This is a genomic window from Flammeovirga sp. OC4 (assembly GCF_000812565.1).
Taxonomy (GTDB): Bacteria; Bacteroidota; Bacteroidia; order Cytophagales; family Flammeovirgaceae; genus Flammeovirga.
Genome location: NZ_JTAM01000094.1, coordinates 1 through 26,379, shown reverse-complemented (window position 1 = coordinate 26,379; position 26,379 = coordinate 1). Strand labels below are relative to the sequence as shown.

Annotated in this window: 19 protein-coding genes and 1 pseudogene; 16 read left to right on the top strand and 4 right to left on the bottom strand. The window is 35.8% G+C overall.

The genetic code is table 11. From position 1 onward, the window contains the following. Positions 1-19 precede the first annotated feature (19 nt). Complete coding sequence (gene mmuM / locus PL77_RS27540; protein WP_044212628.1) at positions 20-919, top strand: homocysteine S-methyltransferase; 900 nt, start codon at positions 20-22, stop codon at positions 917-919. Between the two features lie 101 nt (positions 920-1,020). Here the strand turns inward: mmuM and PL77_RS27535 are convergent, their stop codons facing one another. Further along, on the bottom strand, positions 1,021-2,142 hold the full coding sequence (locus PL77_RS27535) for an MBL fold metallo-hydrolase (protein ID WP_044212627.1): 1,122 nt from the start codon (positions 2,140-2,142) through the stop codon (positions 1,021-1,023). A gap of 669 nt (positions 2,143-2,811) precedes the next feature. Here PL77_RS27535 and PL77_RS27530 point away from each other — a divergent pair. From PL77_RS27530 to PL77_RS31145, 6 genes are all read left to right on the top strand, one after another. Then, positions 2,812-3,660: an endonuclease/exonuclease/phosphatase family protein gene (locus tag PL77_RS27530; protein ID WP_172665960.1), complete on the top strand. Its 849-nt coding sequence runs from the start codon at positions 2,812-2,814 to the stop codon at positions 3,658-3,660. A 21-nt stretch (positions 3,661-3,681) separates the two neighbouring features. Then, positions 3,682-4,734 (top strand): hypothetical protein, encoded by a 1,053-nt coding sequence (locus tag PL77_RS27525; protein WP_044212623.1) that lies wholly within the window; start codon positions 3,682-3,684, stop codon positions 4,732-4,734. Between the two features lie 2 nt (positions 4,735-4,736). Beyond that, positions 4,737-7,469, top strand: a complete 2,733-nt coding sequence (locus PL77_RS27520) for a hypothetical protein (RefSeq protein WP_156152575.1) — start codon at positions 4,737-4,739, stop codon at positions 7,467-7,469. A gap of 95 nt (positions 7,470-7,564) precedes the next feature. Further along, complete coding sequence (locus PL77_RS27515) at positions 7,565-9,826, top strand: DUF5689 domain-containing protein (protein ID WP_044212619.1); 2,262 nt, start codon at positions 7,565-7,567, stop codon at positions 9,824-9,826. A gap of 128 nt (positions 9,827-9,954) precedes the next feature. Then, positions 9,955-11,310, top strand: a complete 1,356-nt coding sequence (locus PL77_RS27510) for a DUF5689 domain-containing protein (RefSeq protein ID WP_044212617.1) — start codon at positions 9,955-9,957, stop codon at positions 11,308-11,310. Positions 11,311-11,377: 67 nt separating this feature from the next. Then, positions 11,378-12,823 (top strand): endonuclease, encoded by a 1,446-nt coding sequence (locus PL77_RS31145; protein ID WP_052444785.1) that lies wholly within the window; start codon positions 11,378-11,380, stop codon positions 12,821-12,823. A 171-nt stretch (positions 12,824-12,994) separates the two neighbouring features. Here the strand turns inward: PL77_RS31145 and PL77_RS27500 are convergent, their stop codons facing one another. Beyond that, positions 12,995-13,402: a hypothetical protein gene (locus tag PL77_RS27500; protein ID WP_156152574.1), complete on the bottom strand. Its 408-nt coding sequence runs from the start codon at positions 13,400-13,402 to the stop codon at positions 12,995-12,997. Between the two features lie 155 nt (positions 13,403-13,557). Between PL77_RS27500 and PL77_RS27495 the strand changes: the two genes are divergently transcribed. Further along, positions 13,558-14,418 (top strand): LysR family transcriptional regulator, encoded by an 861-nt coding sequence (locus PL77_RS27495; RefSeq protein ID WP_044212611.1) that lies wholly within the window; start codon positions 13,558-13,560, stop codon positions 14,416-14,418. On the opposite strand, the gene PL77_RS27490 is transcribed toward PL77_RS27495, so the two are convergent. Together PL77_RS27490 and PL77_RS31140 are read right to left on the bottom strand one after the other, a co-directional pair. Further along, positions 14,413-15,315, bottom strand: a complete 903-nt coding sequence (locus tag PL77_RS27490; protein WP_044212608.1) for a diacylglycerol kinase family protein — start codon at positions 15,313-15,315, stop codon at positions 14,413-14,415. The genes PL77_RS27495 and PL77_RS27490 overlap by 6 nt on opposite strands. A 69-nt stretch (positions 15,316-15,384) precedes the next feature. Continuing rightward, positions 15,385-16,113: a metallophosphoesterase gene (locus PL77_RS31140; protein WP_052444784.1), complete on the bottom strand. Its 729-nt coding sequence runs from the start codon at positions 16,111-16,113 to the stop codon at positions 15,385-15,387. A gap of 376 nt (positions 16,114-16,489) precedes the next feature. Here PL77_RS31140 and PL77_RS27480 point away from each other — a divergent pair, with 376 nt between their 5' ends. The 8 genes and pseudogenes from PL77_RS27480 (at position 16,490) to PL77_RS27445 (ending at position 26,213) form a co-directional block, all read left to right on the top strand. Then, positions 16,490-18,202 carry a SulP family inorganic anion transporter gene (locus tag PL77_RS27480; protein ID WP_044212606.1) on the top strand — a complete coding sequence of 571 codons (1,713 nt, stop codon included), beginning with the start codon at positions 16,490-16,492 and terminating at the stop codon, positions 18,200-18,202. A gap of 820 nt (positions 18,203-19,022) precedes the next feature. Next, entirely contained in the window at positions 19,023-19,601 is a 579-nt protein-coding gene (locus PL77_RS27475; protein WP_044212604.1) for a TetR/AcrR family transcriptional regulator, read from the top strand. Between the two features lie 139 nt (positions 19,602-19,740). Continuing rightward, positions 19,741-20,097 (top strand): carboxymuconolactone decarboxylase family protein, encoded by a 357-nt coding sequence (locus PL77_RS27470; RefSeq protein WP_044212602.1) that lies wholly within the window; start codon positions 19,741-19,743, stop codon positions 20,095-20,097. A 287-nt stretch (positions 20,098-20,384) separates the two neighbouring features. Then, positions 20,385-21,743 (top strand): annotated as a pseudogene (locus PL77_RS27465) (glutamine synthetase family protein). 2 nt (positions 21,744-21,745) lie between these two features. Further along, positions 21,746-22,897: an iron-containing alcohol dehydrogenase gene (locus PL77_RS27460; RefSeq protein WP_044212600.1), complete on the top strand. Its 1,152-nt coding sequence runs from the start codon at positions 21,746-21,748 to the stop codon at positions 22,895-22,897. A gap of 1 nt (position 22,898) precedes the next feature. Further along, positions 22,899-23,633 (top strand): gamma-glutamyl-gamma-aminobutyrate hydrolase family protein, encoded by a 735-nt coding sequence (locus tag PL77_RS27455; protein WP_044212598.1) that lies wholly within the window; start codon positions 22,899-22,901, stop codon positions 23,631-23,633. Positions 23,634-23,640: 7 nt separating this feature from the next. Next, positions 23,641-25,011 carry an aldehyde dehydrogenase family protein gene (locus PL77_RS27450; protein WP_253274026.1) on the top strand — a complete coding sequence of 457 codons (1,371 nt, stop codon included), beginning with the start codon at positions 23,641-23,643 and terminating at the stop codon, positions 25,009-25,011. 11 nt (positions 25,012-25,022) lie between these two features. Next, on the top strand, positions 25,023-26,213 hold the full coding sequence (locus PL77_RS27445) for a bifunctional alpha/beta hydrolase/OsmC family protein (RefSeq protein ID WP_044212595.1): 1,191 nt from the start codon (positions 25,023-25,025) through the stop codon (positions 26,211-26,213). The last annotated feature ends 166 nt before the right edge of the window (positions 26,214-26,379 follow it).

Sequence of the window (26,379 nt, the reverse complement as noted above, 5' to 3'; positions counted from 1 at the left end):
GACGATAATTTAGTTTACAATGTATTTACCATTAATCTTAGACGGAGGACTCTCCAATGCTTTAGAGTTAGAAGGGGCCGATTTGAATCATCATTTATGGTCGGCAAAGCTTCTGATGGACCAACCCGAATTGATCGAGAGGGTACATTATAATTACTTAAAAGCGGGAGCTAGATGTCTAATAACAAGTAGTTATCAAGCAACGATTGATGGTTTTATAAAGGCTGGGAAAACAAGAGAAGAGAGTATTGATTTATTAAGAAAAACCACTTCATTGGCTGTAAATGCTAAGGAAAGGTTCTTAAAGGAGTTCCCTGATGAAAAGGTTTTTATAGCGGGGAGTATTGGCCCTTATGGAGCATTTTTAGCAGATGGATCAGAATACAGAGGCGATTATAATAAATCAAAGCAAGAGTTGATTGATTTTCACCAAGAACGCTTTTCAACCATTGATACTACTGCCGTTGATTATTTGGCTTGCGAAACCATTCCAAGTTTTGAGGAGGTAAAAGCAATAGCTCATTTATTAAAATCAGCTCAACATAAAGGTTGGATCAGCTGTTCATGTCAAGATGGATTTCTTCTCAATGATGGAACACCAATTCGTGATGTAGCAGAATACCTTAAAGGACAACCGCACGTTTATGCTTTTGGCGTAAATTGCACAAAGCCAGAATATATATCTTCCTTGATCAAGGAAATCAGAAAAACGAATGAGGAGATTGGAATTGTGGTTTACCCTAATTCAGGACAGGTGTACCATACAGATACAAAAACATGGTCAGGGATTTCGGATCCCAAACATTGTGGTAGGATGGCGCAAGAATGGATTGACAATGGAGCAACAATAGTTGGTGGGTGTTGTCAGATGGGGTATGCACATATTAAAGCCATCTATGAATCAATTATAAAGAAATAAAGGTCCAAGGTAAAATTGAAAGCCTAATTGGGATACACTCCTGATTAGGCTTTTTTTGTTGAAAAGAGAGGATAAACAACATTCATCCTCCCTTTTATGACTTAATACGCTTCCCACCAACGGTGAGCAGGGTATGTCACACTATCACTGACAACAAAGGTTTCTCCAATTTGCGGTGTAGTGATTGGCATTCCTAGTGATTTTGCTGCTTTTGTGACTCTCACCACAGGGTCGGTCCATGAGTGTAGTGCAAGCGTAAATGCTCCCCAGTGTACGGGCATCATAACTTTTGCATTAAGGTCAACGGCTCCTTTAGCAGATTCCTCAGGCATCATATGAATCAAAGCCCATTTACTATTGTACTGTCCGCATTCCATCAAAGCAAGGTCAAATGGACCATATTTCTCTCCAATTTCCTTGAAATGGTCTGCATATCCACCGTCACCACTAAAATAAATATTCTGATGTTTTCCTTTTACAATCCAAGAACCCCAAAGTGTTTTGTTACGGTCCGTAATTCCTCGTCCAGAGAAATGCCTTGAGGGTGTAAAAACCATTCTAAGCTCTTTGTATTCCTGCGTATCCCACCAATTCATTTCATGGATTTTTGATTCTGGAATCCCCCAAGCCCTAAAATGGGCTCCTACTCCAATAGGAACAAAGAAAGCACTCACCTTATCTTTTAGTTTTTCGATGGACTCATAATCCAGGTGATCATAATGGTCATGTGAAATAATGACGGCATCAATGGCTGGCATTTCATCAATCTCAATCGGAAGATTTTTGCTGTAACGAGGTTGTCCTAACCAAGGATGGGGAGCGGCCACTTGTCCAAACATTGGGTCTACTAGAATATTTTTATTGTCAATTTCGAGTAGAAAAGCAGAGTGTCCAAACCAAGTCACTTTTGTGAGGGAGTCATTTTTTTGAATATCTTCTGCAGTGATTTTAATAGGAGGTATATCTTTAGAAGGACGGTCGTTCTGAACCCCTTCTGCGAATTCTTTCATTGTTTCCCATATGTTGGCGAAACTCATATCCATATTGGTTTCAATAAGGTTGAAAAATTCACCATCTTGATAATGTCCTGTTTTTTTATATCGCTGTATATCCTCTTCGGAGTGAGTGCCACCAAACTGTGGGCTGAACGTTAAGAAACCGTAAATGAATACGAAAATTAACACTATGATGCCGAAAAGGAAAAGAAAGAACTTCTTAAGCATAAAGTTTTATTTTAAAAAATTACTTAAAACGATCAATGTAGATGTCGATTGTATGAGTTAATATGTATTTACAAATCGGGTTAATTGATCAACTGATAAAATCTGTTATTTCAGTTTTACAAAGTAGGGGAAAAACCCATAAATTCAGAATGAAGATTAAAAAAAATCGACTTTGTGTGAAATCTTATAAAAAAACGAAACCTTATTCCATTTACCTTTCTTAAATAAGAGCTTGCTGATAAATGCTAAAAGTTGAAAATTAATAAATGTTTACCAATAACAATCTAAAAAACGTGCTTTTGGTATTAACGAAATGTCACAATTTTTTAACTTAACAATTATTTGGTAATTAAATGGTAACAAAATAATATATTGATAATTCACTGAGGTCAGTATATTATTTTGTTTTTAAGATTATTACACTGTGTAACATAGAATAATATATGTCATTTAAGATTTAATTTAATATAAACTCAAAATAAATTATTCTCTCTTAACATAAGCACTCTTGCTTTTACATTTTTTCACCCACACCTTTGCGATGTCCTCACAAATAAATGTGCCTTAATAAATTATTTTAAACTAAATATTTTAATTATTAAACTTCTTCCTATTTTTTCATCCTTATTATTGATTATCGGGTGTATACTAAACTCGTGCGTATCAGAAGTGAGTCTACCAACAACTCCTATTGAGTACGATGACACCCTAGTCGAATGTTTGAATGTTGCTGCTTCTAATGAGACGTTAGAAGTATTGACATGGAATATCGAACATTTTCCAAAACATGAGGAAACAGCAGGAATTGTCAATGCTACTATTGCAGAAAGTGATTATGACCTTTGGGGAGTTCAAGAGATTGAAGGCGTTAGCTTCTTGAAGCAAGTTAAACAGGTCAACCCAAAATATTCAGTGTTAGTTGATACTGATATCGCAAAAGGAGTAAACAATGATTATCATCTAGCTTATGTCTATCAAAACGAGAGACTTGAGTTATTAGATCAACAAGTTTTAGCATCAGGAGACTTTGATGGTTATTATTTTCCTAGACGTCCTTTATTAGCGAAATTTTTGAATAAAGTTAATAATCAAACATTTTATGTAATTAATCTACATTTAAAATGTTGTGGTGGCGATACGAACGAACATCGAAGAACAGAAGCTAGTAATAGGTTGCAAAAATATATTGACGAAAATCTAGATAACGAGTATGTCATTGTGTTAGGAGATTTCAACGAAGAAATTTACCCTACTTCAACATCATCTTTCAAAAACTTTATAGATGATAGTGAAAATTATGCTTTTTCAACGATGGATCAAGCAAAAAGTGATAACTCTTTAGATAAATCTTATCCTAATTGGTGGCCAAATGGAAGTCATATTGACCACATTTTAATCACCAATGAATGGTTTAACAAATATCAGAAGTCCTATACTTTATCATTAGATCAATGTTCAGAATACTTTGACCCTAAAGTAAGTGATCACCGTCCAGTGATGACAGTATTTAGGAATTGATTCTGTTTATACTAAGCAATTATGAAACAACTTACCATCCTCTATTTTTTAATATTATTTCCTCTATTCCTCCACGCACAGAAAAGCGACTACAAAGTATATTCCGTAGCGTTTTACAATATGGAGAACTTGTTTGATACCTTACATGATGAAGGTAAAAATGACTACGAATACTTACCTGAAAGTGATAGTAAATGGAGCAGTCAGAAGTACTGGGAGAAGCAAAAAAACATGTCTACTATCATTGCTAAACTTGGTTTGGATGTAACCAAACAAGCTCCTTTAGTGGTTGGTCTTGCCGAAATTGAAAACAGAAATGTTTTGAATGATTTGGTGAATACGCCAAAATTAAAAGGTGAAAACTATGGCATTGCTCATATTGAAGGTCCTGATAAGAGAGGTGTGGATGTGGCACTAATTTATAAGCAAGACCTTTTGAAAGTCAACAAAGTATCGGCACGAGACCTTAGAATCAAAGAGACTTATGCAGGCGATAATTGGGAATTTAAATCTAGAAATCAGCTGATTGTTGAAGCAGAATTAGAAGGCGAACCCATTGTTTTCTTAGTCAACCACTGGCCATCTCGAAGAGGGGTGTCAAGATATAGAGAAGAAGCGGGTAAACTACAACGCAATATTATTGACTCGTTAAGAAAGGAACATCCTGGTATCAAGTGTATTTCTATGGGTGACTTCAATGATGACCCCACTAACAAGTCCATCAAGAAAGCATTAGGTGCTGTAGGGGATGAAAAAAGTTTGACAGAGAAATCTTACTTATACAATCCTTTCTACAGAATGTATAAAAAAGGTTTAGGTACTTTGGCTTACAGAGACAGCTGGAACTTATTTGATCAAATTATTTTTACCAAAGAGTTCAAAAATAAAAATGAAGGTTGGTTCTTCTGGAAAGCTGAAATCTGTAGTTATCCTGAATTAAAAAATAAAGAAGGCCGATACAAAGGCTATCCTTACAGAACATTTGCCGGAGGCAATTATGCAGGTGGTTATTCTGACCACTTTCCAGTAGTAATTTATTTATTAAAACAAGCAAATTCCAACTCCTCAAAATAACAATGAAACACTTTTTTACTTTACTCCTAATGAGTTTTGCTGTGCTAACTTTTGCACAGGAAAAATTCATCAAAGGAACCGTAGTGTCTGGAGAAACTGACATTCCAATGGTAGCAATACAAGTGGAAGTAAATGGCAGTAAGTTTTTAACCAACGATAAGGGTATTTTTTCTGTCCCTGCTGAGATGGTCACTGACGGAACGCAAATTCATATCTTATTAGATGGCTACTATCAAGTAGATGCACCATTAGAAAATAACATGGTGGTTAAATTATTTGCTGAAACAGATGAGGCAAGTACGATCGCATTGTCATTGACGGATTTAGATATGGACGATGATGACTCTCAATCTACTCCAGGTCTACTTTTCTCTTCAGGAGATGCTTATAGCTCAATTGCAGGTTTTGCATGGGGACCTTACTGGTTCAGACAAAGAGGTTACAATTCAAGCTACATGAAAGTATACTTTGATGGTGTGGATATGGCTTCACCAGAGAGAGGATATGCTTCATGGTCACTTTGGGGTGGTTTGAATGATGTAATTAGAAACAAAGAGGTAACAACTTCTTTCCAACCCATTGATTTTGATTTTGGTGATGTAGGTGGTTCAACAAATATTATTTCTGATCCATCAAGCCAAAAGCCAGGATATAAGGCGGTTTACTCATTAGGTAACGGTTCTTACAATCACAGAGTCATGCTGACTTACAGTACTGGTTTACTAGACAATGGTTGGGCATTTACGGTGTCAGGTTCAAGAAGATGGGCACAAGAAGGTTATGCAGAAGGTACTTCATATGATGCATGGGCAGGTTTTGTAAGTGCAGAAAAAAGATTCAGTGACAAACACAAAATGGTGTTTACAGCTTTTGTTGCTCCAAGAACAGTTGGACAGCAAATGGCTGCTACACAGGAAACGTATGATTTAAAAGGTACGGTTTATTATAACCCAAACTGGGGTTGGCAAGACGGTAAGAAGCGTAACGCAAGAGAGAAAACACAAGTTTCACCTCAGTTTATCTTAAAAGATACTTGGAAGATCAATGATAAATTAACATTGAGAACTTCAGCAGGTTACCAAATGGGTAAAGAGAAAAGAACAGCATTAAACTGGTTTGACGCTCCGGATCCACGTCCTGATTACTACCGTTACTTACCTTCATTCCAGTATGATCAAGGAAATACAGCAGCAGGTGATCTATTAACTGAACTATGGCAAAATGGTACATTTGGTCAAGTAAATTGGGACCACATGTATAACACCAACCGTACAAGTTCTGCTACAGTACCTGTAAGCTGGCAAAGCCCTAACGGTGAGCAATATACTGGCAACAGATCTCACTATATTATTGAAGGTAGACACAATGACTACCATCGATTAGATATCAACCCTACTTTGATGTTCAAGGCTAATGAGTCATTAGATATCATTACGGGTGTGCAATACCAATACTACCAAAGTAACAACTACAATACTGTAGATGATCTTTTAGGCGGTGATTTCTGGTTAGACATTGACAACTTTGCACAGAGAGATTATACTGAATTAGAAAAATCGATCAACAACTTAAACGACTCTACTTGGATCAGAGGAGAAGGTGATAGAATGGGACATGATTACTATGCACACATCCAAACAGCCGGATGGTGGGGTCAAGTGAAGAAATCATTCAAAAAAGGATCTGTTTATGTAGGTGGTAATATCACACACACAAGCATGTATAGAGATAGTAACCGTAAAAAAGGTTTATTCCCTGATAATTCATATGGAAAATCAGAAGTATTAGATTTCCTTGATTACGGTGTGAAATTAGGTGGAGAGTATTTCTTTAATGGTAGAAATGTTTTCACTGTCAATGCAACAGCTTATACAAAAGCACCTTACTTTATTGACTCTTTTACTTCATTAAGAACACGTAACGAAACTGTTGACGGATTATCATCTTCAAACGTGATGTCGGGTGATGTGAACTATTACTACAGAGGTGAGAAATTGAAAATTAGAGCAACTGGTTTCTATACTCAGGTTTCAGACCTTACAAAAGTGATTTCATACTTCGACGATTCAAACATTAATGGTACACAAGTAAATACATTTGTCAACTATGCATTGACAGGAATTGGTCAAACTCACACTGGTGTTGAATTGGGTATGTCATACAATATCACGCAAGAATTGAGAATCAAAGGTGCGGCTACCTATGCGTCATACCTTTATAATGCTAATCCATATGCAACTGCAATTGCGGATAACAGAGCAGAAGTATTGTTAGACAATGAGAAGGTATACTACAATGGTAGACACGTTGGTGGATCTCCAGAAATTGCAGGTACAATTGGTATCGAATATTGGTCGAAAAAATATTGGAACGTTGGTTTCCAAGTGAATTTCTTAGGTGATCGTTATGTAACGTTGAACCCTGTAAGATATACAGATAGAGCAGTAGAGGGTGTAGAAAAAGGGTCTGAAGAGTACTATAATATCTTACACCAAGAGAAAATGGACGATGCATTTACAGTAGATATTTTTGCTGGTAAAAGCTGGAAGATTGATAACAAAATTCTTCGTTTGAACTTGAACATCAATAATGTCTTGAATAATCAAAACATTGCGACAACAGGTTTCCAACAGTATCGTTTTGATTTCACGGATAAAAATCCAGAGAAATTCCCTAACAAATATTATTACGCTCAAGGCATAAGAGCATTTATGAACCTTAGCTTGAGCTTCTAGAAGCAATTATTGAGGCATCCTTCGGGATGCCGCCCAATATACATTTTCTTTTTTCTAATAATTATAACAGCATTTCATTAAACTTTTTTATCACAATGAAAACGCAAACAATCAACAAAGTTCTCCAATTTTTATTAATTGGTAGCTTAATCTCGACAGCATTCTTTGGTTGTACAACAGAAGATGAAGTTGACGGTCCAGGAACTGACCCTGAAGTACCAGGTGAGGTTGAAGTAAACAGTACAGTTGCTGAAGTATTAGCAATGTATGAAAACGACAAGGACGGTGACGATGACTTTTTCCAAGTGACAGAAAATATGACTTTCGCAGGTACTGTCATTTCATCTGACGAAACTGGAAACGTTTACAAGTACATCACTGTACAAGACGAAGCAGGTCATGGTATTCAAGTAAAATTAAATGCAACTAACCTTTACCAATCATTCCCTCAAGGTCGTAAAGTAGCGATTAAAGCTGAGGATATGTACATTGGTAACTACGGTGGATTAGTTCAGTTAGGTGGTTTATACAAGGAAAGCTTTGGTAGCCTTGAAGAAGAGGCTATTGCTGACCACGTATTTTTACAAGAAGGTGAGGTAGCTTTACCAGCACCAACAACAATTGACTTGTCAGCTCTTCCTGATAACGTTGAAGATCTTTACAACACATTAGTGAAAGTAACAGGTGTTCAGTTTGCACAAGAAGGTGTTGAATTTGCGAGCCAAGAGAACAACAGCACGAACTTAGACTTAGTAAACAAAACTGGCCAGAAAATCGTTTTAAGAACGTCAAAGTATTCAAATTTTGCAGGTGAGACTGTTCCTTCAAAAAGCGGTGACATCACAGCAATCTTAACAGCTTACAACGGTACTTTACAATTAACTTTAGTTTCTTTAGATGATATCGATTTCAATGAAGATCGTTTTGATGTAGAAATTGAATTAGATGGTGAAGGTACTTTAGAAAATCCTTACTCTATTGCTGATATCTCAACTCTTGGTACAGGTAATGATGTTTGGGTTAGAGGTTTCATTATCGGTTCAGTAGATGGAGCATCTATTGAGGCTGGTTTCATTCCAGGTGCAACTGAAAACTCTTCAGCTTCTAACTTTATCTTAGCTTCATCTAAGGATGAAACAGACCCAACAAATGGTATTCCTGTACAATTATTAAGTGGTTCAGATGTACGTGCAGCATTAAACTTGAAAGACAATGCAGATAAAGCAGGTGCAGAAGTATGGTTATTCGGTAATATCGAAACTTACTTTGGTACTCCAGGTATCAAAGGTACTTCAAAGTATTCATTAGATGGTGAGGAAGAGGAAGTAACTCCTGAGCCAGAACCAGATTTTGATGGTCAAGGTGCTGATATCTTAGGTTCAAGCTTAGACGGAACTACAATTGACTTCACAACGTATACTGTAGCTTCATTTACTGAGTGGACAGTTTCTGATAAAAGTGCTTCTATCAACGCTTACGGTAAAGGTAAAACTGAAGCTTGGATGATTTCAAAAACTGCTTTAACGCTTGAAGGTACAAACTTGACAGCTCCAAGATTATTAGTAACAGAAGAATTGAAATTCTTCACGAAATTTGATGATGTTCAAATCTTAGTTTCATCGGACTATACAGGTACTGGTAACCCTAATGATGCTACATGGACAGCTGTTACTACAGATGAAGAAAGAGCTAACGGTGGTAAAAACATCTTAAATATCACTTTCACGGGTACTCAATACGTTGCATTCAAATACTCTGCTGCAGACGGAACAGGTAACGGTTCTATGTCATGGGGAATTTCTACAGTAAAAGTAGGAGAGAAACATGAGGAGGGAGAAACTCCAGTTGATCCAGCTCCAGAGCCAGGTGAAAACCTAGTATTGAACGGTGCTTTTGAAGCATGGGAAAATGATACTACTCCTGAAGGATGGGCGAAAGCTGAAAATCTTGAAAAAGAGTCTACAATTGTAAAAGAAGGTACTTACTCAGCAAAACAAACTGGTGGTACTAAAGATATCGCTCAAACTTTAAAAGTTGAGGCAGGTAAAACTTACATTGTTTCTTTTGCTTACCAAGTTGATGCAACTATGAACGACGGTACTGATGCTAGAATCTGGTCTCACTTCAGAGATGCAAGCAGCACTACTTTAGCAGATGGTCACATCAAAGGAAATGGTAACGAGGATATGACTGCAAATAATCCTTCTTCTTACTTAGAAACAAAAGCAGGTGAGTGGGTTGAGTTCTCAAAAGAGTTTGTTGCACCAGCAAATGCAGCTGAACTTTACTTAGAATTCAGAACTTACAAAAATGCTGTTGTTTATTGGGATGCTATCAGCGTAAAAGAAAAATTATAAGGTTTAAATAAAACCTCTCCCCACAAAAGCTCGCAACTTTTGTGGGGAACTAAAACTAGAAAACTCCATCATGAGCGTTACAAAGTGATCGGAGTCCAAATCCTCTAAAATTCATATTATCTTATTCGATGAAACAGTTTATTTTAAATAAATCTTTTATCACGCTATTCTTTAGTGTACTATTATTTGGGTGTGTAGATAAAGACTACAATGATCCAGAACACAAAGAAATTGTACCAATTCCAGATGGTACGGCAACAATTACGATTGCTGAATTGAAAGCAATGCACTCTGGTAGGGATAATGATACGACTTCGATCCCAGAAAATACAATCATCGTTGGACAAGTCATTTCTGATGATGAAGCGGGTAACATCTATAAAGAGTTATACTTACAAGATGAGACAGGTGGTATCTTGATTCGTTTGGATATTGCACCGATTTATACAAACTTCCGTTTTGGGCAAGAGGTTGCGATTGTTTGTGATCGATTAGTATTGGGTTCTTATGGTGGAAATGTACAATTAGGTATTCCTAGTATTTATAATGGTTCCCCTGCTGCAGGTCGTGTACCGGGTCCATTGGTTGAAGAATACATGTTTACAGGTGATATCGCTGAAGAAGTAACAACGATCGACGCCACTGTAAAAGAGATTTTTGATACACCAGAAAATTATATTGGTAGAAGAGTAAGAATTCAAGATATTTCAGGTAGAGATGGTAATGTTTCTTTTGCAGTAAAAGACCAGACTACGAATAGAAACTTCAATGATAACTCAGGAAGTTCAAGAAGCATTATCATGAGAAACAGTGGTTATGCAGATTTTGCTGAAGAAATGATACCTCAAGGTTCAGGTACAGTAACTGCAATCGTATCTGTTTTTAATGGCACTCCTCAGTTATACATCAACAATCCAGAGGTAGATTTTGTAGATTTTGACGGTACGGTTACTAAACCTCCAGTTGAAGGAACTCCTCCAACGGTTGTGACTTCATTAGACGAAGACTTTGAAGGATTTGCAAAGTACGACGATTTCGCTCGTGAAGGGTGGAATAATATTGTTGAAGAAGGTAACCGTCAGTGGTTTATCAATGCTTTCAATGATAATAGCTATGCAAATATGACTGTTTATAAAGCAGGAGAGAAAAGAGATGTGTGGTTGATTTCTCCAATTTTAGATGTAGAAGCTGCGCAAAACAAAACGATCTCTTTCGAGACAAGACAAGAATTTGCAGAAGGCGCTACTCTAAAAGTATTTGTTTCTGCGGATTATGATGGAAGTAAAGCACCTTCTGAATTTACTTGGACTGAAATCACTGCAAGAATTAGTGATGATGGTCAAAGTGGATATGGCTCATGGGTGAATTCAGGTGATATCGATTTATCATCATACGGTAATGTAGTTGTTGGATTCCAATTCGAGGGTGAAGAGAATGTGAATGACGGTGGTTATTCAATTGACAATATCCAATTCAATCAATAAAGTAGGAAGGGTTTGTTGGTCAGTAAAACCAATGAACCCTGTTCTTCCACTTTAATAGACAAAACTGATGAAAAAAAATAATTTCCAATTCCTTCTTTTATTATCCTTATTATCGATCTCCATTTGGAGCTGTGAGAAAGAAGATCAAGAGAACATCGAAATTCCAGAAGAAGACGAAAACGTTGTTGCTAGAATCAACGAGAAATTCTTCGGAACACAATACAACCAAATAGAAATTGAAGGCTGGACCAACTACAAGGAAGAAGGTCGTGGTGGTTTCCAATACCAAAGTCACTACTCAAACCCTTCATACGCAAATATCACCGTTTTCAAAACAGGTGAGGAGCGTAGAACTTGGTTGATCACTCCAAAGCTAGACGTGAGAAATGCAGAAGATAAAACGTTCTCATTTGACTCTCGTCAAGAATATGATGAAGGAGTAGTATTTAAAGTAATGGTTTCTCCTGATTATGATGGTGAAGCTGCACCTAAAGAATATACTTGGGAAGAACTTGATGTAACATTAAGTAAAGACGGAGCATCAGGATACGGTTCTTGGGTAAACTCAGGTAAAATTGACCTTACTTCTTATGGTAACGTAAGCGTAGCTTTCTATTATGAAGGTGATGAAAGAATAGTAAGTGGTGGTTATTCAATTGACAACTTCGTTTTCAACGATGATGGAAAAGAAGAACCAGTAGATCCAACGGATTATTATAAAAATGCAGAAGGATTAGACGGTTATGAATTAAAATCAACTTTGGCAACTATCACTTCTACAGGTCACAAGTGGATTGAATACAGTGATCTTTGGACACTATATCATACATCGGATGATAAATACCAAAAGTCTGAAATCATCTGGGACATGTATAGCGACATCCCTGATCCAGACAATCCTACTGTACCTGACGGAAATCAGCCCAATGAATATGAATATCAGATTACAGTTGAACAATGTGGGCAGGTGCCTTCTGGAGGTGGTGAACGTTACTGTTACAATAGAGAACACGTAATGCCACAAAGTTGGTTTGATAAAAAAGCCCCAATGGTGGCCGATGCTCATCATATTGTTCCAACAGATGCCTTTGTCAACACAATGAGATCAAATAATCCTCATGGTGTGGTAGCAAGTCATACATGGAAATCTATTAACGGGTCAAAATTAGGAAATGGTACAGCAGCATCTGGTTATACAGGAAAAGTATTTGAACCAATTGACGTGTACAAAGGAGATTTTGCCAGAATGTACTTATATATGGCCACTCGTTATGAATCTCAAATCGGATCATGGGTAAATAACGGTCAAGCAGGAACTGTATTAGACGGTTCTTCAAATAAAGTATACAAAGATTGGTTTCTAAATTTAATGCTGGAATGGCATAAAAATGATCCTGTATCGGATAAAGAAATAGACCGTAATGAGCAGATCTTTAAATTACAGAAAAATAGAAATCCATTCATCGATCATCCAGAATATGCTGACATGATTTGGGGTAATTCAGTAAACTAGATAGTTAGAGTATTGAATCCTAGATTAAACTTCTTAACTACTACTAAATTAAACCAAACATGTTGTGTAGTGTATTGCTGACAATACATTACAAAGATCTAATTATTAGAGGACTGTTGGTTTAGAGACTTACTCCACGTGGGGTAAGTCTCTTTTTTCTTACAAGAAAGATTATCCTGCATAGAAATGTAAATCACCTCTATCAAAACGTATGCTGCCCATACCGCCTTCTTGAATTATTTCTCTAAACATTTCAATTACTATTTCATATCGGTTATCAATACTGTCTTCAGGATAAACCAATGAGATAGAAAAGAAATCGTCATTATCTTGGAAAGCTTTTACGAAGAATACATCAATTTTTGCTTTATCCAAAACATCAATTTCTGAGTTATCAAGTAGCTTCTTTTGCCAGTGAATAATCTCACTTCTCAAAAGTCCTAATTGTTCTCTTGTGCTGTTGTACTCCGAAAATGAATTTCTATAGATTGAATTATAATCATATTTATAGCCAATTTTTTGAAGTAATAACTTGATGGATTTTTCGTCGTTTCGGAGATAAAAATAGATGTATTTCATAACAGCTTTGCGTGTGCAATGATTAATAATTTTTAAAATCTTGAATTCATAAGCATTTTGTAATATGTTGCTTTTGAATACAATACAAATATACAAGCTTGCTTTTTATCGTGGAAATAGTTTAATTCGATTATAATAATCTATAATTTCGATTTATGAACTTACAATTTATCAAATACTTCGTCGCACTCGCCAACACTTTAAACTTTACCAAAGCTTCGGAGCAGGTTTTTGTAGTGCAATCCACATTTTCCGCAGGAATAAAAAAACTGGAAGAACATTTTGGAGTGAAGCTCTTTGAAAGAGATAAAAGGAATGTGAAGTTGACACAAGAAGGGGAGACTTTTTTACCAAAAGCCATGGAACTGTTAAAGCTCTGGAACGATATTGAAATAGGTTTTCAGGTCAAAGAAAATGAGCCCATATTAATAAGCTTTGTACAAAATATACTATTGGATGCGATTCTTGAATCCATTAATCAGTACAAGGTTGCTTATCCTTTTTCAGAAGTAAATATTGTAGAGAAGAAAGATGCTGAATTACTTCATCTATTATTAAACGAACAGTTAGACGTGTTATTTGTGGATTATGAGATTGAGCATGAAAATATAGATTTTCAGTTTATCACGATTGAAAAGCTCGTGTTTGCGATGAATAAAAAACATCCGCTGTCGAATAAAAAAAGTATTCCCTTATCCATCCTAAAAGAGGAGCCATTCATAGAAAGAAGTTTTTGTGCTATGTATGATGAGCTGACAGAAAAACTGAAAGAAATCAATATCAAGCCCCAAAAAGTATTTACAGCCCCTAATAATGGAACCGTATCCACATTAGTCGCCTCAGGGATGGGAATTTCACTAATGCCTATGCCAACTTTTAAAACTGAAAACGTGGTCTATCTACCAATAGAAGACGCACCGATCACACGAGATATTTATTTAGCTTGGAACAAAGATCTCGTGAAAAGAAAACATACCGTGAAAAACTTTATTGAGGCTTGTGTAAAGAATTTATAAGTCGTGAAGTAATTGGTTATTTTGATTTGAAATATATTTGATTGCTCCAGGTAGAATCTCTATTTCTAGTTTTTTTGTTTTACCAATCACCTCGCCATCTAGTTGCAATAACTGCGGGTGATCAAAATGAATAGTAGCCTTGTCGGCAACATAGACATTTCCCTCAGAGTCTTCTAAAAAGCTTTCGTCAAATTTTGAAAGCCCTACAATAATCAAGTCTTCAAAGTTTAATTCTGGGATTGCAACTAACTCAAATTTTCCATCAAAAGGGTTACTAATACTGTTCAAAGGCACTCCTGTTCCGAACTTGCGGGCATTACAAATGGCCATCATAACTCCCGTTTCACCGTACACTTTTCCATCGATTTCAATTTTATAATCAATGATTTTCTTTTCCTTCAGCTGTTCTAAGAAGTATTTGAAATAAGTGGTCATTCCTCTGTTGGGATCACTTGAATAGCCTTTTACAATTTGTGCATTAACACCCACGTCACCAATATGAAGGCAATAATGTTCATTATTGACTTTAAGAAGATCTAAGCCAACAATCATCTCTGAGAGCAAAATATCCTTGAGTGCTTGCATTGGTTCATCACTGACAAAAAGTTCAACAGCCATGCCGTTTGCAGACCCTAATGGAATAATGCCCATTGGGATACCAGAATCCAACAATGCAATTGAGGTGAAAAGAGTGGTACCATCACCACCAATAGAAGCTACTTTAGTAGGTTGAAATGTTTTCACCACTTCCTGAAGGTTTTCAAGGTCATTGACGCCAGTCGTTTTAAAAATTTGATGAGGAATGGCATAATGCTCTAATAAACGAGTAGCCTCGCTTAAAAAGGGTTCTTTATCAATATCTCCAGAAATGGGGTTTACGACAAGTAAGAGTTTCATTGGGGCAATTTTGCTTTAATGATGGAAAGTATGTAAACATAAGCATCAATTCAATGAAAAACCAACCCCTTAGATCTGATCTCTATTTTTTACTGTGATTAATTTTGAAGTGTCTAGATTTAAACATGACAGATAACCTTGATTTTCACGTTGTTCAGCGGTTGTAGCTTTCGTAAACGCACATCCAGTATCTAAATTAACAAATCTACTTTTTTCGTTGATCATTTTCTTTAGTTGCGAAAGATCAATTGGCGTGTGCCCATGTACAACCTTTCTCTTTTTTGTGATCTTGTTAGATGTTGTAGGATATGGTTTTCGGATGGTGAGCATAGAATCATAATCTTTTTTTGGCTTTTCAGCATCAAAGTTAAATCCTGCATGCACAAAGTGATAATCTTCTATTTGAATATGAATCGGCAGCGTTTTTAGAAAAGATTTATTTTTGAAATAAAGCATCTCATCTTCATTCAAAAATAATCGTTCTCCTTTGGTCACTTTAGCCACAAAACGGAAAAAAGTATGTTTGTAGCTACGTTGTTTTTTGATGAGGCCATCTTCATGATTTCCCATTATTGGGTAAATATGGAAACCTTCTTCTCTCAAAGTTTGAATATAATCAATTACTTTTTGGCTATCAGGTCCTTTATGGATATAATCACCTAATAAGAAGACAATATCATCTTTGGTTACCTTAATTTTTTCCTTAAGAAGATATTTAAAAGTTTTGTAACATCCATGAATGTCACCAATTGCAAATCTTCTAACGTATTGTTTGGTGTTTAATTTAATCGATTTCAAAATAAAAGATAAAAGATGGTTGAAAAACCAAATATAATTCTTTATAAAAAAAATACCACTGTATATTTGTAATGTGATAGAACAGAATTGATAACGAGAACGTTAATTTGAGCTTATCAACAATATTCACACCTATTCACATCAATATGTTGGTAACTGTTTAAATATATTTATAAATAATTGAATAATATCTTGATTAGCTGTAAGTTATTCACAATTAAGCTTATGTTAATTAATTATTCAATTTTTGATGTTTATAAGTATAATTACAGAATTATCCAGAGAGTTCTCTACTTCATGAGGTAGAAAAGATATATGATTAACACAGACACCAACCAGACTAGTAAATAACTACTTATGTAAAAAATCGAAGAATATGACAAAAAATCCACTAAGTATATTCTCATTAATAAAGACATATAAGAAGGAGTACATTTCAGGAGATTTGTCTGCAGGTTTTGCTACAGGGGTTTTATTAATTCCTCAAGGCATGGCTTATGCAGTAATTGCTGGACTTCCCGTGCAGTATGGTCTGTATGCTTCCTTGATAGCACCACTTCTTTATTTTCTATTTGGAACATCAAAAAAACTAATCATTGGTCCAGCTGCATTAGATTCTATGCTTCTAGCTTCGGGGATGTTGGGGTTAGGAATTTTGACTACTTCACCCGATTATGTCAATACGATTCTGGTCGTGGTATTTCTTTCGGGCCTTTTTCAAATTGTAGCCGGTTATCTTCGATTAGGTTTTATTGCCAACTTCTTCTCTGCACCCTTATTAAAAGGGTTTACCACGGCTGCAGCTTTATTAATTGCATTTAGTCAGCTTAAAAATATATTCAGAATCACCCCTAAATCATCACAATACCTCCATGAAGAAATCTTAAGTTATTTTTCTCAGGTGTCGGCTGTTCATTGGGTATCTGCGGCTATTGGCATTGGCACAATACTGATGATTTTGATTTTAAAGAAAACAAAGTTCAGAAAATTGGGAACTCCTATAGTTGTAATCTTAGGGATTGTAATGAGTATTTTCTTTGATTTTGAATCACTGGGAATCGAGGTTGTGGGCAATATTCCATCCGGTTTACCGACTTTTATCTTACCAGATTTTACCGCAGTAGTTTATAGTGATGTAATACCATTGGCTTTAGTTGTAGCGATTATTGGCTTTACCGTCTCTAATAGTATTATTAAATCTATTGACGACCCAAAGCAACCAATTGATCCCAACCGAGAGTTTGTGGCATTAGGATTGGCCAATAGTTTGGGGGCACTGTTTGGTGGTTATCAAGCAAGTTCATCTTTTTCAAGAACCGCTATTAATGCATCATCAGGTGCAAATACTAGAGCTTCTAACCTAGTGTCTACAGTAATGATTGCTTTGGTGTTATTGTTTTTTACGGATTTGTTTTACTATCTCCCTAAACCAATTTTAGGGGCAATTATTATTGCAGCTACACCAAGTCTTTTGAGTTTTAGCTACTTCAAAAAATATTTCTTCCTTAAGAAAAGAGAATTTTGTGTGATGCTGATTACTTTCTTGACGACTATGGAAATGGGTGTAATCATTGGTCTATTGACAGGAGTAAGTGTTTCAATGGCGGTGTTTATGTACCATACATTATATCCTCATATTGCTATTTTAGGAAAGATTGAAGGAACAAAAATTCACAGAAATATTCTTCGTTTTGCAACGGCCAAAGAACGTGAAGGTACCATGATTGTCAGAGTTGACGCACCACTCTATTTCAGTAACATTAAATATGTTTTAGAGACGATTAACCGTTGGGTCAGTGAAAGAGAAGATCTGCACTCGGTAGTCATCAAAGCAGAAAGTATCAACTACATTGATGTGACTGCACTGAATGAATTAGAACTTCAAATTGATAAATTTAACGATAAAGGCATCAAAGTATATTTTGCAACAGTGGTAGGGCCTGTAAGGGACTTATTGTTTAAAATGAATATTGTACAGAAACTTGGAGGCCGTCAGCTTTTTGTGAATTTATATGATGTGATGAAGTTTTTAGATGATGAAGAAAACTTCTCATATAAAAATAAGAAAATAGCCAATCAGAGTGTTTAATTGGTAGTGAATTGGGCTTCATTTATATCATTGAGCTTTCTACCATTTTAGTTTTGTAGTACTTCCCCCGGCATTGAAGGGAAAAGCGTTAAGAATTTCATGTATTGAGCCGTTAAAAATGATTTTGCTGTTTGAGCTTTAGCGAGTTTAAAATCATTTAGGTGAAAGGAATGGAATTTAGCTTTTGACTTCAAAGCCTAGATTTTTTGCTTCGTTTTTCATCAATGGAAAAATGAAGAAGAAGGACGCTTGAAAGTAGACCCTATAAATGCTTTTAGAAAGGTCAATTAAAAGTTGATGATAATTTAGTTTATAATATATTCATTTTGTAGTTGATATAACTTTCTACATAATTCTTATCCTTTTTATTTCTTATTGGATAATATCTTACATATCTCAAAATATTGAATTCATGTTTACTTTTTTAGAGAAGTAATTTATTCCTTATGTAAGTGCCAAAATATGGTATTAATTTACTATATTACAGCTACTCACAGATATAAACTTACATACGAAATGAAAAAGATATTGAAATATTACATAGCGCTAATTTTTTCATTGGTTAGTGTCTTTGTATTGTCTTATGTTGTGATTCCTGAAATATTTGTTTTAAAAATCTATGCAACAATTTTACTTGGCATTTGCTTACTAAATTGTTTGATACTTCCTTTTAAAATTTATTCGATTAAACACGACGAAAAAAGAGAGGTACAACTCTAAAAAAACTTTTTGGCAGTAGTGCCAAAAAATTTTATTTAATATTTGACCTTAGAGTCAATTAGACTAACTTTGTAACATAATAATTATTCATTTCCCTTATATGGCAGGTAGACCAAGAATTTTTGATCAAGAAGAATTGCTTGCAAAATCAATAGCATTGTTTTGGAAAAACGGTTTTGAGGCAACTACAACCAATGATTTGCTGAAGGAAGTCAACCTAAATAAAGGTAGTCTTTACAACGTTTTCAAAAGTAAGAAAGAGCTTTTTAAAGCCGGTTTCGTGCACATGGAACAAAAAGGTTTAGATGGACTTGGAAAACAATTTGAAAGCAGTAAAGATCCTATTGGTGATATCAAAACGCTGTTCTACAATATGGTTGATGCCTCTTTTGAGGAAGACTGTAAGGGGTGTATACTTGGAAATTCTATCGTTGAATTTACAGGTAAAGATGAAGAATTGAAACAGCTTGCTGAGCAATATTTAAAACGATTTGAGTCTATTTTAGAAACAACGCTTAGTAATGCTCAAAACAATGGCTTAATTCAATCGACAGTGCCTCCAGCTTTACTATCAAGGCATTTGATTAACTTCTGGAATGGCCTTAATGTCACTCGAAGGGTTTATCCTGATAAAAAGGAAATGAAGGATTTGATTGATTTAAACCTCAGTTTTATTTAATGCTCAGTGCTAAGTCAAAAATAGATTATAGATAATTCTTGTTTATTTTTTGAAGGAATTAATCATCAAAATGATAAATAGAATTAGTGTTAAACATTTTTGTCTTGGTACTTAAAAACATACTAACAGATACATAAACATGAACATTTTAGAAGAATACAGAGACAAAAGAGCTGCACTTAACGAAAAAGTGATTAACAACTCTGATAAAGTCATTAAAAGAATATATAGTTTAGACACAATTACTTATTCAGAAGGAGCATTGGATGAGAAAACCAAAGAAATGATTGGTTTGACAACTTCATTAGTACTTCGATGTGATGATTGTGTAAAATATCATTTAGAAAAATGTGTAGAGCTAGGCTATTCGAAAATGCAGATTGTAGAAGGAATGGGCGTAGCGAATGTGGTAGGAGGAACGATTGTAATTCCTCACCTAAGAAGAGCAATGGAATATTTGGATGCTCTTTTTGAAGAGAAAGAAAACCAATTATAATCAAAAGATATACTCTAAATTTATCAATCAATTAAGCTCGCAATTTTGCGAGCTTTTTTTTGTGCCATTTCCTTTTTTCCTCAAAATCAATTATTTTGTTAACAGTAACACCCTCTTTTCTTGATGTAACCGCTATTTACATCAATAGGGCTACTATGAAAGCAAAGATAAAAGAGTTGTCTGTAATGAAATAAGATACACGTACGAGGTATTCTTTCCTAATCACAAATAACTCATACTTTTTCTTTAGACACATAAAGTAAACTTTTTCCCACAGACTAATACTTATGACCAAACAGGAAGTAATTGATCTCTTAGAAGACAGTAAACACTCAAAAGTAAAGGTAGCCATTGTAGATATTGATGGTGTACTCAGAGGTAAATTTATGCATATCAATAAATTTATTGCTGCATTAAAAACAGGCTTTGGTTTTTGTGATGTTGTTTTTGGCTGGGATATGGCAGATGAATCTTATGATAATGCCAAAGTAACAGGATGGCACACTGGATATCCGGATGCTCCAGCAAGAATAGATGTAGCCACATTTTGACAAATTCCATGGGAGGAAGATTTACCCTTTTTTCTTGCTGACTTTAGCAGAGAAAATAAAGATGATGAAACCGTAGGCCCAAGGGCATTATTAAAAAGGGTACAAGAGAAAGCGAACAAAATGGGCTTTACTCCTTTTTTCTCTCAAGAGTTTGAATGGTTCAATTTCAAGCAAAAATCAGAAGAACTATACCAAAAAGGGTTTCAAAATATTCAACCTCTCACCGAAGGGATGTTTGGATATTCTATATTGAGAGCGTCAGAAAATAGTGCTTTCTTTCACGATCTTTTTGATATGTTGGAAACCTTTAAAGTGCCTTTGGAAGGGTTGCATACAGAAACTGGCCCAGGGGTATATGAAGCGGCAATACAGTACAGCGAGATTGTAGAAGCGGCAGACAGAGCAACCCTTTTCAAAACAGGAGTCAAAGAAATAGGTTATAAGCATGGTATAATTGCTAGCTTTATGGCCAAACAAAACAGTGTATTACCGGGTTGTAGTGGTCATATACATCAAAGTTTATGGGATACATCCAAACAGCAAAACCTATTTTATGCTGCCGATGCTGAAGATCATATCAGTGATACCATGAAAAGCTACATTGCAGGACAATTACACTGTCTACCCTATATGTTGCCAATGTTGGCGCCTACCATCAATAGTTATAAAAGACTAGTGGAAGGAGCATGGGCTCCTACCACTTTGACATGGGCAGTAGATAACCGTACCACTGCATTGAGAGCATTACCGCATGGGGAAAAATCATGTAGACTAGAAACTAGAGTAGTAGGTTCAGATGTGAATCCTTATTTGGCAATGGCTGCTTGCTTGGCAAGTGGACTTTATGGAATTGAACAAAATTTGAAGTTGGAAACACCCAAAACGATAGGCAATGGCTATGAAGATCTAAAAAATGGATCGTTGCCTGCTAATCTTTGGGAAGCCACACAAAATATGAAGAATTCTTCTCTGATGGTCGAACTTTTTGGGGAAGAGTTTGTGGATCACTTTACATTATCGAGGGAGTGGGAATGGAGACAGTTTATGAAAGAAGTGACCGATTGGGAAACAAAACGCTATTTTGAAATTATTTAACCATGCTTGATATACACCAAACTTATACTTACAATTTTCCTACAACGATACGTTTTGGCGTAGGCGTTGTCAATGAATTAGGAGGTTATTTAAAACAGCACCAATTAAAACGCCCACTAATTGTCACCGATGGGACAGTGGTGGAATTGCAGTTTTTTAAGTCTATTATTCAAAAACTAGAGCAACAAGGGTTGTCACCTGCAGTTTATTCAGAAATGCAAAAAAATCCGGTGAAGTCGGATGTGCTGAGAGGTGGCGATTTTTATACACAAAACGAATGCGATTCAATTATTGGTCTTGGTGGGGGTGTAGCGATGGATGTAGCTAGAGCTATAGCATTGCGTATTAATCATCATAGAGACCTTTTTGATTATGATGACCTGATTGGTGGAGATAAATATGTGACAGAAGAAGTTCCCCATTTTATTACAATACCTACAACTTCAGGAACTGGCAGTGAGGTAGGAAGAAGTGCCATCATTTCAGATGATGTAACCAAACAGAAGAAGATCCTTTTTTCACCAAAACTTCTTGCCAAAATTGTTTTCGCAGACCCAATGCTTACCCTTGATTTACCTCCTTTTGTGACTGCCGCTACGGGTATGGATGCACTTACACATAATATGGAGGCTTATCTTTCCAAAGGCTTTAATCCGATGTGTGATGGTATCGCAATCCAAGGAATGAAGTTGATTGCAACTTCTATTGCACAAGCTACAAACGAGCCTGATATGTTTTCCCGTTCCAAAATGATGATGGGATCACTAATGGGTGCAGTGGCTTTTCAAAAAGGATTAGGGATAGTACATAGTTTAGCACATCCATTATCAAGTTTATTGGATACACATCATGGTTTAGCCAACGCTATTTGTTTGCCATTAGGGTTGAAGTTTAACTATCAAGGTTTTGAAGAGAAATACAATATAATGGCTTACAATATGAACTTGGGGAGTAACCAAGGTAAAAACCTTGTAGACCATGTAGAAGTGATGAATGAGCAAATAGGCATGCCTAGCCAATTGTCTAAGATTGGCGTAAAGGAAGAACATATCAAACCATTAGCCGCTTTAGCAGTAAAAGACTTTACTCTTCCATTTAATCCCAAAGCAGCCACAGAAGACGATTTTATCTCCATTTATACTAGTGCTTTATAAGATGATCAATATAGGAATTACACCCAGCTTTATGTACCCCGATGTTGAACGCCCTGTATATGGCCCGAAGTCATTGACTTATATAGAAAATGATATGATGGACTATGTGGCCCAACACGGTGTGTTACCAATCTTACTACCAGATATTTCAGACGACAGACTTTATCCTATTTTACAGCAACTTCATGGTGTAATTTTACAAGGAGGAGTAGACATCGCTCCAGAAACTTACGGAGAGATACCAATAGGACCATGGAAAGGCGACCAATACAGAGATGAATACGAACTGAAAATTATAGATTTTGCCATCAATAATGGCAAACCATTGCTGGGTATTTGTAGAGGTTTTCAGTTGATGAATGTTTACTTTGGAGGTACGCTCTACCAAGATACGAAAACACAAAGGCAAGATGTGAATCACCACCGCGATGCTCAACAGTATGATCGAATCAAGCATCCCTTAATCATCAGAGAAGATACATTTTTTGGGAGTTTATATCCCGATCATATTACTCCTTTTGTCAATACAGTACATCATCAGGCCGTGAAGGACTTGGGAAAAGATCTAGAAGTATGGGCTACTTCCGATGATGGTTTGATTGAGGCTTTTGGTTATACAAAAGAGAAACCAGGTAAAGTGATGGGAGTGCAATGGCATCCTGAGTTTACACCGACATTGCAGAATGAGATTATAGATTCAAAACCGATTATAGACACTTTTTTAAGTCACGTTTAATTATTGAATGATGAATATTTATAACCCTTCCAACGAACAGCTTTTAAAATCTATAGAAGAAGATTCTTCTAGTACTATTAATGAGAAACTCAATCAATTACGAAATGGGCAAATACAATGGGCTCAAAAATCTGTTACAGAACGCTTAGATTGTATTTTGAAATTTGGAGATTTAATACAACAAAATATTGATGAACTCGCTCAGATCTTAACTTCTGAAACTGGAAAACCCATTCAACAATCTTATAATGAAATTAAAGGGGCTCATAACCGAATTGATCATCTTAAATATAATGCTGAAAAGTGGTTAGCTGATGATACAATTGAAGGACTTGAAGGTACATTTGAAAAAATAATGTATGAACCTCTAGGGGTTGTTGCCAATATTTCAGCGTGGAATTTTCCTTACAATGTAGGCTATAATGTATTTTTATATGCGTTGGTAGCCGGTAATGCTGTCGCTTACAAACCCTCAGAATATGCTTCTTTGACAGGATTGGCGATCGCAGCTAATTTGTATAAGGCAGGGGTTCCTGAAGATGTATTTCAATGTATCATAGGAGAGGGTGCTGTTGGACAAACTCTCTTAGAAGCCGATTTTGATGGCTATTTCTTTACAGGTTCGTACCCAACAGGATTACATATTTTAAAAGAAGTGGCTCCTAAGGTGGTTCCTGTACAGTTAGAATTGGGAGGAAAAGACCCACTTTATATTATGGAAGACGTACAAGATGTAAAAGTGGCAGCGATCAATGCTGCTGAAGGAGCATTTTACAATAACGGCCAAAGTTGTTGTGCTGTTGAACGAATCTATGTACATGAGAAAATATTTGACGCTTTTGTTGATTTCTTTTTGGAAGAAGTCGAAGGGTATGCTATTGGAGATCCTGATGCTGAAGAAACTTTTATTGGGCCACTGACAAGAAAAGGACAATTAAATTTATTAAGAAATCAAGTCGATGATGCTATCTCAAAAGGAGCTAAATTGCTATTAGGTGGAGCAGAACTAGCAGGGAAAGGATATTTTTTCGCACCAACAATATTAACCAACGTCAATCATGAAATGTTGGTGATGAAAGAAGAATCATTTGGGCCTATCATTGGCATTCAAAAAGTGGAGAATGATAATGAAGCCATCAAATTAATGAAAGACACGGAATATGGACTAACTGCCGCAGTTTTCTCAACAGATCAATTAAGAGCTGAAAAAGTATTGAAAGAAATGAATACAGGTACAGTGTATTGGAACTGTTGTGATAGGGTAAGTCCAAATGTACCTTGGTCAGGAAGAAACAAATCAGGTGTTGGAGCTACACTATCTTCCCAAGGAATCCGAGCTTTTACACAACCTAAAGCATATCATTGGAGAGAAGTATAAATAAAAGAAAAATGTCTTCAGAAAAAATTATTTTTAAGAATAAGAAAGGAATTGAAATAGAAGCTGAAATCTGTAATCCGGCAGATCAAATTACTCATGCCTATGCCTTGTTTGCCCACTGTTTTAGTGGCATGGATGATACATCCGTAATTGATAGTATCAAAAGAGGACTCAATCAAAAAGGTATTTCAGTCGTTACACTTGATTTTACCGGAATTTCGCATCAGAATGAATATCATGCAGATCATGAAGATATTTTATCCTTGACAGATTACATGAGTGAACACCTTCGTTCGCCTCAAATTCTGATCGGTCACTCCTTAGCGGGTGCCGCTTGTTTGGTTTCAGCGAATAGAATAGCTAGTGTTGAGGCCGTAGTTACCATTAGTGCAGTAATTAAGTCGAGTCATATTCGAAAATTATGTACTCAAAGTCAAGATGATAAAGGGCTTTACGATGTTGCACTGGGGGATAATTATTTCAAAGTCACGGCCGATTTTATTGATGAAATTACCCATCAAAATATTAAAGAAATAATTCATAAAATAAGAATTCCATTACTGATTTTCCATTCTCCACAAGATGAAATTGTGGATATCAATAATGCTGAAAAAATCTATAGTAATGCTTTTCATCCTAAAAGCTTTATTTCTTTGGACTATGCAAATCATTTCTTATCCAATCCTCAAAATGGCTATTATGTAGGAAACAATATTGCCAATTGGTCAGAAAGATATGTACAGATGGAACCAGAAGACCCATTAGTAACACAACATCAAACCGCAGTTAGAATTGGTACCACGAAATATGTAACGGAGGTAAAGGCAGGCATTCATCATCAGATTGCAGATGAACCTATCGAAGACGGAGGAAAAGACCTAGGTCCGAATCCTTATCAGTTTTTATTGGCAGGTTTGGGAGCATGTACCGCAATGACTTTAAGAATGTATGCAGATCATAAGAAGATTCCTTTGGAAGAGGTGACAGTTCACCTGAATCATGAAAATGAATATTTAAAAGACGCAGAAGATACCAATAAGCGTACAGCCAAATTGGATAAATTGTATAGAAACATTCAGATCAAAGGAGATGATCTAACAGAAGCACAAATCAAGAGATTGATGGAAATTGCTAATAAATGTCCTGTACACAGAACATTAGAAAATAACCCGATTATTATCACTAATCTATTAGAAGAATAGAGGGTAATAGCGTTTTAAAAAATTAAGCCTGACTTCATTAAGCTAGAGAAGTTAGGCTTTTTCTTTTGCTGAAAACTCAATACGTTGTAAACTAAATTTTCGTTAATTAATGTTACTCCTTTTATGAAGGATTAATAGTAGTTTATTGTGGTTCGCGAGGACGTTG